The following is a 12471-nucleotide window of genomic DNA, read 5'->3' on the forward strand; positions in this document are numbered from 1 at the left end:
TATTACAAAGGACGCCAACTTTTGCCATCGGCTTGTAGTAATTTATCCGCCTCTTTAGGTCCCGCAGATCCGGCAACATAATTAGGGAAGAGCACATCTGAAGAATCTTGTTCCCACTGCTTTAGAATTGGTGTAAAAAGCTCCCAAGAAGCCATGACTTCATCACTAGATGTAAAGAGAATCCTATCACCTAAAATGCAATCACAAAGTAATCTTTCGTAAGCTTCGGGGGCTGTTGTTTTAAAATAGGTATCGTAGCGAAAATCCATTTTCACAGGACGCACGACATTATTCATCCCAGGGACTTTACAGTTAAATTGCAAAGCTACGCCTTCATCTGGTTGTATACGAATAATGAGGAGATCATTTTCTATAGGACAAATACGACAAGATTCGGGTTCAAATAAAGTCGCATAGGACTTTTTAAAAATAATAGAAATATCTGTAGAGCGTTTAGCCAGACGTTTTCCTGCGCGTAGATAGAAAGGCACTCCTAACCAACGAGGGTTATCTATGAACATCTTCAAAGCTACATAAGTTTCTACCATAGAAGCTGGGTTGACATTTTCCTCTTCGCGGTAGCCAAGAACAGACACTCCTTGGACTTCTCCCGTGCCGTACTGACCACGGATGACATCATCTTTAGAAAATGGACGTATTTTCTTAAGGATGTTGATTTTTTCTTTTTTTATCTCTTCAGAATTGAATACGGAAGGGGGTTCCATAGTAAGTAAACATAAAAGCTGCATCATATGGTTTTGCACCATATCGCGAAGCATTCCGGATTTCTCAAAGAAATTTCCTCGAGTACCTATGCCTATGGATTCGCTAACGCTAATTTGTACGTGATCAATATATTGAGAATTCCAACAAGACTCAAATAGGGTATTGGCAAAACGTATCGTGAGGATATTTTGTACGGTTTCTTTTCCTAAATAATGGTCAATGCGATAGACAGAGTCTTCATCTAAATTATCGTCTATGTATCTTTGCAACTCCTTGGCACTTTGCAAATCTACGCCAAAAGGTTTTTCTATAATCACGCGTGACCAAGGTTTGCCTTCTCCTTGATCATGATAGAACAGTTTGTACTTATTAATATTTTCAATAATTTCGGGGAAATAATCTGGGGGTGTAGATAAATAAAATAGCCGGTTCCCTTGAGTTCCATATTGCTTATCAATCTCCTCAAGTCTTTCCTTCAACGAAGCATAGCCTTCCGCAGAAGAAAAGTTCGATTCGTGATAAAATATGCGTGATTCGAATTCCTCCCAGATACGGATATCGAGTTCTTGAGCGCGTGAAAAATTCTGTATAGCCTGTTTCATTTCTTCACGAAATTCTTCGTGACTCTTTTTTCTTCTTGCAAAGCCTACACAGACAAAGTTTTTAGATAGCCTGCCTTCTTTGATCAGATGGTATAATGCTGGAAATAACTTGCGTGCTGTAAGATCGCCGGTAGCACCGAAAATTACCATCACACAAGGGGGGCACGGGGGTAAAGTTCTCCCACCATCTTGATTTTCATTACTTGTCATTTCCATCGTACTTTTGAGACCTCGTGACATAGCTAAAAATGTTTAGGATAACAAAAAAAGAATAAAAGTAACTATGGAGAAAAGTGCTTATTTTCGCACAGACAGGTTCTAGAGGCATAAACTACAAGACATTTACGGAGGATACATCCTAGAGCAACTTAAAAACATTTTAATCAGTTCCTTTATGTTTTCATCGTTACTTTGAAAGATTAAGAGGCTTTAACGTAGCGAAAATCTACGACTCCGGTAGGGGAAAAGTGGAAATTGGATAACTTTTTGTTTGATGCAAAATGAAACGCATCGTGGTAGATGGGTTCAATGATATGAAAAGTTTCTAGATATAGCGATGCTTGTGAAATCAACTCACGACGCTTATTAAGATCTCTTTCTTCTTGAATCGTAGCGAGAAGAGTTATGTAATCCTTATGGTTCACTACATAAGGAGGAACTCCTGAAGGATGAGCAAAAATGGTGAGAAATGCCATAGGATCAGAAAAATCGGCAAACCAGCCTCCAGTTGCCAAAGAGAAATGCCCCGATGCTAGTTCTGTTTGTAAAAGTGCAAATTCTTTTCCTGCTATGGAGATAGAAAACCCTAGGGTATCTTTCCACTGTTCTCGAATTAATTGTACCATTAACGCGCTGGCCGAAGAGCCGGCAGGAAAGACCAGGGAATGACTTTCTAAATCTTTTGCTGAGATATTGAGCTCTTCTAAGGCCTCTTTAAAAAGTTTCTTAGCAAGCTGCTTACGCTGTTCTCTCGTAGGAAGATCTAAATTTGGGTAGGTATGTAAGTTATTTGGGAGCAAATGTTGTGCAGGCTTTGCTCTATCTAAAAAGATTGTGGAGACTAAGGATTCCTTATCTAACGCTAAAGACAGGGCTTTCCTTAGCTTTGTGTGATTCAGGGGGAATTTATTGATATTAAAGGTTAGCCAGGACGTCCCTGCAACATCGAAGGAATGTAGGTTCCCTGTAGACTGTAGGCGAGAAAGAGTTTCTGTAGGGATACGTTCTCCCCAAGGAGGACCTTGCCAATCTAATTTGCCTTGATTAAACAATAGGGCAGCGGTATTGGGGTCAGGGACAAAATGTACGGTAATTTCTTGAGTTTTTACTTGTTCCTGGTTGTAGTAGTAAGGATTTTTTTTAAGACGTAGCCATTGTTTTTGTTTGATCTTTTTAGGATAAAAAGCACTACTCGCAATTGGCAAGGTTTGGTGTAACTCGCGTTGCTCCTTATGCACCGGAAAGAAAATAGGTAATGCGAGAAGCTTCAGAAAATGTGAGGTTGGAGATTCTAACTCAATGACTAAAGTTTTCTCATCCTTTGTATAAAACCCTACATGCTCTTCAGAGAGCACGCCTTGCTGTATTTGCTTAACATTCTTAATAGGATCAAAAGCAAAATTATACACACTAGAAACTTCTTGTCTGACCACTTGTTTCCAAGAAGCAATAAAATCTTCTGATGTTAAAGGATCTCCATTACTCCAATATGCCTTCTTTAAATAAAAAGTATAGGTCTTGCCATCATCAGAAAGAGAGTAGCTCTCAGCAAGTGCGGGTTCTAGATTTCCTGTGCGTGTATTTTCCTGAACCAACCCCTCATAAATATGCTTAATTAAATTAATATCAGACAGTAGACGAACTTCGCGAGGATCTAAAGAGCGCGGGTCGTCTTTCATGTTGATAGAAAGGTGGTCTTGAGATTTGCGAAAATGTTGACATCCATGCAGCATTAGGGAAGAGGAGATAAGGAAACCGAAGCAGATTCCCATTGATATCTTGCGCATGGAGTAATTCCTGAAGTGATTTTTTCTGAGAGAAATAGCTCTCTTCCTAATCCTGCTATCATCGCAGCATTATCTGTACATAACTTAGAAGAAGGAAAGTATAAAGGCAAATCTAGAGTATTTTTTAATAAGCTTTGGAAATACTTATTGTTTGCTACTCCCCCTCCAACGAGTATAGATCTGCACGAAAATTTTTTTACAATATTAGGAAGTTTTTGCGCAATACTAGTGAATGCGGCTTTTTGAAAAGACGCTGAAATATTGTTCTTTTGACTTTCAGAAAGCCCTGGCAGTGGGGTACGATGATTACTGTTATTTCCCTTAATTGCATAAAGAACAGCTGTCTTTAATCCACTAAAAGACAAATCATAACCGGGAACTTTGGAAGGAGAAAAAGGATAGGAGGATTCACAGCCGTGAACTGCGAGTTGTTCTATTAAAGCTCCTCCGGGATAGGGCAAACCCAAAAAGCGCGCGACTTTATCGAAAGTTTCTCCTATAGCATCATCTCGGCTTTTTCCGATTAACTTATAAGTTAAAGGGTCTTCCATCAAAAATATGGCGGTATGAGCTCCAGAAACGACTAGACCTAATGCAGGGAATTCCACAGAGCTTGCTTCCATGTAGGCGGCGTAAAGATGCGCCTCAACATGATTTACTCCAATGATAGGTTTTTGACATCCCACAGCCAGACCTTTAGCAAAATTCACGCCTATAGCTAGAGAACCTATAAGTCCTGGTGTATGTGTGACTGCAAACAAATCAATATCTTCTAAAGAGACGCCTGACTCTTTTAAAGCAGATTGCACCACAGAGGGGAAAACTTGAAGATGGGCTCGAGAAGCTAGTTCAGGAACTATGCCACCATAAGAAACGTGATCCTGTTGGGAAGAGACGACATTGGCTACAATTTTCGCATTAGCATCTACTAAAGCACACGCGGTCTCATCACAAGAGCTTTCCAACCCGAGAGTAAGCATAAAAACCAAAGAAAAATATCAATTAGTGTTCTATAGTAAAGGGGTCTTCTGAATATCAGCAAGGAAAACTTCAAGAGGCAAAATGAAAAAGAATATGGCAGTTGACGAAGCTTTAAAAGAAATTTTAAGCCGAGAAGGAGCTTCTACTCAGGAAGAAATTTGTCAAAAACTATCTTCATTGGGGATTGCCATGACACAATCCTCCGTTTCCCGTTGGCTAAGGAAAGTTCATGCAATAAAAATCCCTGGGGAAAAAGGAGCACGTTACTCTCTTCCACCGTCTGTAGGTGAGTCAAATATCAAACGCCTAGTCTTTTCTGTTCGTCATAATTCCTCTTTAATTGTTATCCGCACAGCACCTGGTTCTGCTTCGTGGATAGCCAGCTTAATTGACAATAGGTTTACAGAAAGTATTTTAGGAACTTTAGCTGGGGATGACACAATTTTTATCACGCCGATTTCAGAGTCAACAATTTCCTTAATAGCCAAAGATATAGAAAACTTCTTGCTAGTTTTTTCTGATTAATTGCATGATTATGCTTTAATCGTAAATAAATATGCGCTGCTGATTTATGGAACATTGGGTTGCTACAGCAAGAGTACTGCTACGTGGTTGTGGTTATACGTTATTTGTTAGCGGAATTTCCATACTCTGTGGCTCCTTTCTAGGTTTAATTATCGGAACAATGACATCGCGTTATTTTCCTTGCCGCATTACGCGATGGCTAGGAAATCTCTATGTCACTGTGATCCGTGGCACGCCTCTGTTTATTCAAATTCTCATATTTTACTTCGGTTTACCATCGATAATTAGGTTGGACCCTACCCCCTTAATGGCGGGATTAATTGCTTTGAGCATCAATTCTTCTGCCTATCTTGCTGAAAACATTCGTGGTGGGATTAATGCCTTATCAGTAGGCCAATGGGAATCCGCGAAGGTTTTGGGCTACAAAAAGTCGCAGATTTTCTTTTATATCATCTACCCACAGGTTTTTAAAAATATCTTACCTTCTTTAACAAATGAATTTGTTGCATTAATTAAAGAAAGTAGCATTTTGATGGTTGTAGGAGTTCCTGAACTTACTAAAGTAAGTAAGGACATTGTTTCTCGCGAACTCAATCCCATGGAAATGTATAGTATCTGCGCAGCCTTATATTTGCTTATGACGTCATTGTTTTCTTATGTAGCTAGGTTGCTTGAGAAGAGGGAGGGCGTATGACTGTTAAGGTTAGAAATCTTGCATATTCCATAAACAACAAGCATATTTTATCGAAAGTTTCCTTCTCTTTAGAAGAGGGCCATATTACTCTTTTTGTTGGTAAGAGTGGTTCAGGGAAAACAACCATGTTACGCGCACTTGTAGGGTTAGTAGAACCTACAAGTGGGGATATTTCCATTGAAGGGGAATCCCCGGCATTGGTTTTTCAACAACCAGAGCTTTTTCCTCATATGACAGTGTTAAATAACTGCATGCATCCACAAATCATCGTTAAGCATAGAAGTAAGGAAGAGGCTAAAGATAAAACCTTTAATCTTTTAAAATTCTTGGATATCGAAGATATCGCGAATAGTTATCCTCACCAACTCTCTGGAGGGCAAAAGCAACGTGTGGCTATAGTTCGCTCTCTATGCATGGATAAGCGTATCCTTCTTTTTGATGAGCCTACATCTGCATTGGATCCTTTTTCTACCTCTGCGTTTAAACGTCTTTTGGAATCTTTGAGAGACCAAAATCTGACCTTAGGTGTCTCCACCCACGACATGCATTTTGTTCAAGGATGCTTAGACCGGGTATACCTTGTAGATCAGGGAGAAATTATAAGCACCTATGACAAGCGTTATGGTGATTTAGACGATGAGCATCCTTTAAATCTCTACTTGAATTCTGGAAAATAGTGGTGGGGAGATATACAGCTGCTCATAGCAGCTGTTGCATGATTTAGTAACGTCGCCAACTACAGCTGTATGCTGCTTGTATGATATAAAGATCTTCAGCCAAGGCTCCTTCTTCAACATTCTCTAATTGTATGGATACTCCGCCACAGTGTTTAGGAACAGTAAATACGCGAGCATTTCCAGCGGGAAGTTCGACAATATCATAGTTACACCCTCCTATCGTGGTTATTCCCACGCGATGCAGAGGCATTTCTATAGAACTCATATTTCCTTGCAACTCTTCCTTTGAGTTCCAAGAAGGATAATCATAGTAAATCTTAAGCTTTATACAGGGGCGACTATAATCTAGAATTGAGGGGATTAGAGCTTTCAGAGTAAGCTCCCAAGTATAAATTCCTGGATACTTACCATAGAACACATCGTCGTCAAGTACAAAACAGCTTTGCTCTTCATCAGATAAAGAATATTGAAGAGAATTCATAGGGAATTTCCCTGAAAATGTTGGGCTTTTTGCTCCCCAAGTAAATCCTAAAATACCCTGAGAAAGAAGTTCTAGAGGTAAGGGGTGTTCTACCTCGTGACTCAAACCTGTAGAAGAAAAAAGATAGGCTTCCGTATGCGTAGTTTGTGGTTGTACTGGAGCCTCTTCTGCTACTTTACAAAGATGTTGAGATTCCAAATATTTCTCAAGGTATTCTAAAGATATAGCATCAGAGCGTTCTCTAGGGTTGGCTAATCCTGTAATTCTATAACCATCCATATCTACAAGACCACGAAATTTCCCACCGGAAACTGGCATCATTTGAAACGTCAATGTAGTTATAGAGTTGTCATGATTTTTGACCTTTTCATGAGTTTCATGCAGTTTATCTTCTATAGGGCGCAATTTTGAACTTAAGTACCCTACAGAAGCCGCGTAAGAATCTTTAGGGTTTTTAGGCGTTTCAAGACCTGAGATCGTATGACGATTCATATCTATATTTCCTGTGAGCATCCCACCAGATATAGGCAAGAATTTCTGGTAGATCTCTATTAACACTTTCTGAACAAGGTAATTATGATCACTTAAAGAATCATCAATACCTTCTTCTATCAGGATCTTTAAATCGTTCAATTCTTCTAAAAGACCATGAAGAGATATCTTCATGAGACTCATATCTGTCTCTAAATCTTGAACTTTTTCATCAGTTTTCTTTGTATATAAATAATCTATATCTTTGGTTTGCTTTTGTAAAATCGTCTTAATGTCTTGTATATCCGTATAAATCTTATTGAGATCTAAGTTCACAGCATCCTTAGTATCACCCTTGATTTTTTCCACCATAGTTATAGTTTTTTGAATCATAGAAGATAGAGGTTCAGTGTTCTTGGAGACCGGATTAAAGAAAGAATTTCGTCTTCTCATAGTTTTATCTCATGCGAATAATTAATTATAATCCGCATATTAATAAAACAATTTAATTAATAAAGGTTTTATTTATTTGTTTATAAAAGAAAAACAAAAGATTAATTTATTAAAACTCTCTATTCTGAGGGCTCTTGTTTTTTTTCCCAAGGTAAAGGTGATACCGTTTGTGGAGGAGTGGGATCCCCCAAAGAAGAGAAAAGTTTATCAGCTAGCGTGCTAAACGGACTAGCAATAGTATAACTCTTTAATAGGGCAATACGCGCATATGCAGAAGACCAGTCGACTTCTGGAGACGAGATCGACCCACGAATTTTGATAAGGAAGAAGTTTTTAGTTTTTAATGAAGTATTATGAAAATATTTCTTAATGATTTCTGGATCGATCCCCAGCGTCATGAAAATCCTATCTTTAATCATATCAGTTTTACCCCATAGAGCAAGGCGTATGCGATTATCTATTAAAGCATCAAAACGTTTACAGATAATCGTTCCTTTTTGAACTGAAAAAAATATAGGAGTGAACCATGACTCAACGAATTGTTTGCTTTCTTCAATATCAAGGAACTTAAAAAGATCATACATAGTTCCCGTATTGGCTATGGAAATTTTCCCAAAGTCTAAACTTGCTGCTTGTATGCGAAATTCTTCAAATGAGTAAGGGGCTATGGGAAGATAGAAGTTCTCTTTACTTACCTGGAGTAAGACAGGATGTTGTGAATACGCATTTCCTGAGATTAATGGGTTAAACTCTTTGAAAAACGCTCTATTAATTTCCTCATTAATATGTAGGGTAGCCACAAGATCATCTTCTAAAAGAATAGACTGTTCCTTTAAAATGAGGGGAATATACGCTTGGAGATTCGTTGAGTCTACCTTTACCGTTATCGGTCCTTCCCCCCTGAGGAAATGGTGGTTGATAGACACGTTAATCCTTGGCCCGGCCAAAGAGAGTACTTTAGTTTTTACACTAGGGGAGATAGGGAAGATTCCTGTAATGAACGACGAAGGAATACGCTTCCACTCTGCAGTTTGTTCAAATTCCCTTTCTGAGGGATTTAACAGGTGTTCTACAGAACCTTGTATGAGAAACTCTGCAGCTGTTTTACTTTCTTGGCTAGGGACAAGACAACTTCCCTGCAAGTCATATTCCACTTTAGTATCTAAATTACTCGAATATATAGATCCTGAAAGGTTGTTAATGATAAATGTTTCCTTCGAAACATGATCATAGAAAATCATGGGATTTGTTGATAAAGATCCTTCGAAACCGCCTTCTGTGAGTAAGGAAAGACAAGAAAGCCCTGATTTTTGCTGAGCACAAGAAAGCTTATAAATATCTAATCGAGCAATAGCGGTTCTGTGTAGTGTACATGAAGGAAAACATGAGGCCTTTTCAAAAAATCCCAAGTAACGTTCTGGAGTGATTTCCCATTGTAGAGTCCCTTGAGTTTTTGAAGACAGAGTTAACGACTCGTCCATGATCAGTTTCACATCACCTTTAAGAGCTTCTGTTTTAAAAACTGAATGAAGAATAAGCCTATCTTCTTCTTTGGGATTGTATAATAGGGAAAATGTCATATCTCCAGTAGGTCCAATATAGGTAGATAGACATGCTTCTTTTTGCTGAATTCTAAGAATCCTATCGATAGGAAAGTCAATAACCTCGCCAGCACTTTGGATTTTAATATTATTCATATCGATCGCTTTTTCAGGATCTACAACAGAAACTAAAACATCAGGAATAAGAATCCTTGAAGGGGGAGCTAAAGGATCTTCAGGATCTTCTATCATGAGTTGTAGATTTCCTTTAGTTAAAGATCGTCCTCCATCAGTATGTAAAGAGAAACTCGCTTTGGTAAGCTGTAGAGGAACTAACTTCGAGGAAAACAAGCTTAAGGGTAGCGAGCTGAGCTTCCCATGTATTAAAGTTGAGGAAGTCTCAGGACGTATAGGCTCATTAGGCTTTCCAAATTTCCCATGTATGAAAACTTCGTTTTCTCCTGCCGTGATTTTTCCTGAAAACTTAGGAAAATACAGGTGCTTTTGCGCTATCTGAACTTTTCCTGAAAAGGTAGCTGAAGCGTAAGAAAACTGTTGAGAAAACTTCTTTCTCCAGTTTTCCTCAAGATGATACGTAGCACTCCCTTGAAATAATAGAGATTGTAGAGTCCCTGAATATGAACAGTCCATTTTCAGCAAGGAATTATCTAGGTGTGCTTCAGCTTTTAATTGCGAATTTTTATATTCACCATGAATTTCTAAAGAATAGTAAGGAACTTCTAAAGGTATATTAATGACGAACGGCCTAGGAAATAGAGCGCGTAAATAGGTATGAGGCAACATATTCTGTTGAAGAATAAATTCCGTGCGTTGTTTTTTACTATCTACAGTCATTATTCCATGCACGTAAGACTGAGCAGCGCCTCCAAATACAGCTACAGAAGATCCACGGATATGGGTATAGCGAGTCGATTTTTTAATACTCACTTCTACATTTTTCATCTGGACAGAAAGGTTAGGATCTTTAGGAGATAAGGCAACTAAAGGAAGACTTGCCTGAAGATTAGCTTCTATATTTTTCCATTGAGTCAAGTCTAAGGGGATTTTGGCATTAGATATATGCGCCCGGATATTCTGACTAGAAATTTTCGTAGGGAAAGAAAGCACTTCAGAACACAACAAAGAAGCGATTTTTGGCTGTAATTCTATAAATGAAGAGCCGCCTTCTACAATATGGAAAGTCGACTGATGAATATACCCTTGCAACTTAGCTTGGATTTGACTTCCCTGAGCCGTTGCTGTCATAACGATTTTACCGTTATTGTGTGCAGCAACAGCGTGCAAATCGATAATATCCTCTTCAGAAAGAATACGATCTACAATAGGCGAGGCTATAAATAGCTTAAAAAAGGAGGCGGGGACAGAATGTAATTCTGCAGTGATATTGACTTTCGGTGAGAATACGCTCTCTATGAAGACTCTTCCTGTAGCGTTGTCTTCTGTAACCACACCTTTAACCAGCAACTTCTCTGGTGTCTTCTCCACATAAAATCCCGAGAGAACTAGGGTTTGCCCTTTAACTGTCTTCATAGTTATGGACCCATGTTCTGAAAGTATGGAACTATGAACTAAATAAGAAAGAAATACTCCTGGATCCAAATTCCCTACAGAAGGTTGTTCTATAGACAAGGATTCATCCACTTGCAATGACCAGCCTGACAAGGCTATAGCCTTAGGACGCTTATAAAGAAGTAGCCTAAGTAAAGACCCATCAATTTCTATCTTTTCTGCTGAGAAGAATTCTCCTGTTTTATTTTTCCCGATAACTTTAACCTTCTTAGCAGACTGAGGCCCTAACCAAGACAATTTCAAGTCTTCAATATCACACGAAAGCCCTGTTTCTTTGTGGATCAATGATAGAAAAAGGTATTTCCCAGATCCCTCAGAAAGTAATGAAGGCAGGAAATAGAAAAAAGTTAGGAAAATTCCCAAACTTATGCTTATCCCTAAAGTCTTATACCAGGATCTTCGTTTCATTTTATCTTTCCGGCAATATCTGTAAGGGTTAGGTTGTGAGGACTTTTCGTTGCTTGATCAAATATATTTTTCAGACTATTCTGTATTAAACTTAGCGCCGCGTCTGGATGAATTTGATTAAATGTTTTTAGGTGAAGAAGTTGCTCGACTATGTCTTTAATAGTGAGGCCTGAAATGTTATGAGTAGGCTTATACGCTCTCTTATGAAAGAGAATTAAACCTTCATTTTCTAAAATATCTAAACATTGAGATATCTCCCCAATGGGAATCTTCGAGTTTTTCGCTATAGTCTTTGCCGTAGGAGGTGTAGAGGCCTGATCAAAATCTTTCGATATCACGGAAAGAATATAAGTACATACCACAAGTTTAATGTAGCAATTGGGGAGGTATTGCTCTGAAGGGAAAATAAAATTACATCCCTGATTTTGAATGAGAAACGTAAACGCTCCTCCAAAAAGATAAATCATCGCATAAAGATAAAGTAGAAGTAAAAATGAGGGTAATGCGACCAAAGCTCCATAAGTAAAGCTGTAGTTAAATAAGTAGACCTGCAGACAAAAGAACACCTTTTGAAACATGATCCAGATAGTCCCTGCTGTTAAGGAAGCAATGAGTGCTGCTGTCTTTTGTACAGCCACTCTCGGCAAGAACGCATAACAACAAAATAACGCTAAATAGATAAAAAAATAGGGGGTAAGACGTGAAAATACATATAATGCAGTAATCGAATGGCTTAAAGAAAATAGTCTAGCGTACTCCACAGGCATGATTTGTGTAATGTAAATCCAGGACCCACAAACAATAATGAAAATCATTGGGCTAACTAGCGTGATGATTAAATAAGAAATCAATCTCTGGATAGATATAGGCGTCCATCCAGTTCTAAAAATCTTATTCAAACCATCTTCTAAAGATAAGAGCATAAGAATCCCTGCCCAGCAAAAGACAAAGAAGCTTCCTACCAATACTAACCCTATAGTACTCGTTGTGGAATGATAAGCAGCTTCAACAATCGCCAGGATAGGTCCTTTATAATCAGGGAACTTAACAAGAAGCCATTCCTTCCAGTCCAGATTTGCAAAAAGATGTTGGGATAGCCTTAAGAAAAAGACGAGTATGGGTATGCAACTAAACAAACCGTAATAACTCAAAACACAAGCTTCTTTAGAAACCTCATTTCTTAATAAAACTCTAGGAGCTAGTAGGAAAGACCTAATGATACGATTATTTCGAAATCCCGACTTTGGATTCTTTTTTTTTTTTGAAAATAGCGAGAGTTTTCGAAACATAGTTAAATCAAATAATCATTTTTTACT

Annotated in this window: 9 protein-coding genes; 3 read left to right on the forward strand and 6 right to left on the reverse strand. The window is 38.4% G+C overall.

What is annotated here, in order from left to right; genetic code table 11:
• Positions 1 to 2: 2 nt before the first annotated feature.
• The 3 genes from zwf to tsaD form a co-directional block, all read right to left on the reverse strand.
• A complete protein-coding gene (gene zwf, locus G5O_RS07870; RefSeq protein ID WP_014943446.1) occupies positions 3 to 1544 on the reverse strand; it encodes a glucose-6-phosphate dehydrogenase in 1542 nt (513 codons plus the stop codon).
• Positions 1545 to 1747: 203 nt separating this feature from the next.
• On the reverse strand, positions 1748 to 3334 hold the full coding sequence (locus G5O_RS07875) for a peptide ABC transporter substrate-binding protein (protein ID WP_013462674.1): 1587 nt from the start codon (positions 3332 to 3334) through the stop codon (positions 1748 to 1750).
• Positions 3280 to 4314: a tRNA (adenosine(37)-N6)-threonylcarbamoyltransferase complex transferase subunit TsaD gene (tsaD, locus tag G5O_RS07880; RefSeq protein WP_006343217.1), complete on the reverse strand. Its 1035-nt coding sequence runs from the start codon at positions 4312 to 4314 to the stop codon at positions 3280 to 3282. Before tsaD ends, G5O_RS07875 begins: the two co-directional genes overlap by 55 nt.
• A gap of 82 nt (positions 4315 to 4396) precedes the next feature.
• Between tsaD and argR the strand changes: the two genes are divergently transcribed.
• Genes argR through G5O_RS07895 form a run of 3 tightly spaced genes read left to right on the forward strand, consistent with a single transcriptional unit; the run spans position 4397 to position 6211 of the window.
• Positions 4397 to 4840, forward strand: coding sequence for an arginine repressor (gene argR, locus G5O_RS07885; protein WP_006343218.1), 444 nt, complete (start codon positions 4397 to 4399; stop codon positions 4838 to 4840).
• Between the two features lie 46 nt (positions 4841 to 4886).
• Complete coding sequence (locus G5O_RS07890; RefSeq protein ID WP_006343219.1) at positions 4887 to 5534, forward strand: amino acid ABC transporter permease; 648 nt, start codon at positions 4887 to 4889, stop codon at positions 5532 to 5534.
• Complete coding sequence (locus tag G5O_RS07895) at positions 5531 to 6211, forward strand: amino acid ABC transporter ATP-binding protein (RefSeq protein ID WP_006343220.1); 681 nt, start codon at positions 5531 to 5533, stop codon at positions 6209 to 6211. The genes G5O_RS07890 and G5O_RS07895 overlap by 4 nt, the downstream gene beginning before the upstream one ends.
• A gap of 43 nt (positions 6212 to 6254) precedes the next feature.
• Here the strand turns inward: G5O_RS07895 and G5O_RS07900 are convergent, their stop codons facing one another.
• From G5O_RS07900 to G5O_RS07910, 3 genes are all read right to left on the reverse strand, one after another.
• Positions 6255 to 7616 carry a hypothetical protein gene (locus G5O_RS07900; protein WP_006343221.1) on the reverse strand — a complete coding sequence of 454 codons (1362 nt, stop codon included), beginning with the start codon at positions 7614 to 7616 and terminating at the stop codon, positions 6255 to 6257.
• 119 nt (positions 7617 to 7735) lie between these two features.
• Complete coding sequence (locus G5O_RS07905; RefSeq protein ID WP_014518382.1) at positions 7736 to 11155, reverse strand: hypothetical protein; 3420 nt, start codon at positions 11153 to 11155, stop codon at positions 7736 to 7738.
• On the reverse strand, positions 11152 to 12444 hold the full coding sequence (locus G5O_RS07910; protein ID WP_006343223.1) for a YhjD/YihY/BrkB family envelope integrity protein: 1293 nt from the start codon (positions 12442 to 12444) through the stop codon (positions 11152 to 11154). Before G5O_RS07910 ends, G5O_RS07905 begins: the two co-directional genes overlap by 4 nt.
• Positions 12445 to 12471 lie beyond the last annotated feature (27 nt).

This window comes from Chlamydia psittaci 6BC (assembly GCF_000204255.1).
GTDB classification, from domain to species: domain Bacteria; phylum Chlamydiota; class Chlamydiia; order Chlamydiales; family Chlamydiaceae; genus Chlamydia; species Chlamydia psittaci.

Excerpts from the sequence above, each read along its gene's own strand:
- G5O_RS07875 (WP_013462674.1), bottom strand. The coding sequence starts at position 3,334 with ATGCGCAAGATATCAATGGGAATCTGCTTCGGTTTCCTTATCTCCTCT.
- tsaD (WP_006343217.1), bottom strand. The coding sequence starts at position 4,314 with ATGCTTACTCTCGGGTTGGAAAGCTCTTGTGATGAGACCGCGTGTGCT.
- G5O_RS07895 (WP_006343220.1), top strand. The coding sequence starts at position 5,531 with ATGACTGTTAAGGTTAGAAATCTTGCATATTCCATAAACAACAAGCAT.
- G5O_RS07900 (WP_006343221.1), bottom strand. The coding sequence starts at position 7,616 with ATGAGAAGACGAAATTCTTTCTTTAATCCGGTCTCCAAGAACACTGAA.
- G5O_RS07905 (WP_014518382.1), bottom strand. The coding sequence starts at position 11,155 with ATGAAACGAAGATCCTGGTATAAGACTTTAGGGATAAGCATAAGTTTG.
- G5O_RS07910 (WP_006343223.1), bottom strand. The coding sequence starts at position 12,444 with ATGTTTCGAAAACTCTCGCTATTTTCAAAAAAAAAAAAGAATCCAAAG.
- argR (WP_006343218.1), top strand. The coding sequence starts at position 4,397 with ATGAAAAAGAATATGGCAGTTGACGAAGCTTTAAAAGAAATTTTAAGC.
- G5O_RS07890 (WP_006343219.1), top strand. The coding sequence starts at position 4,887 with ATGGAACATTGGGTTGCTACAGCAAGAGTACTGCTACGTGGTTGTGGT.
- zwf (WP_014943446.1), bottom strand. The coding sequence starts at position 1,544 with ATGGAAATGACAAGTAATGAAAATCAAGATGGTGGGAGAACTTTACCC.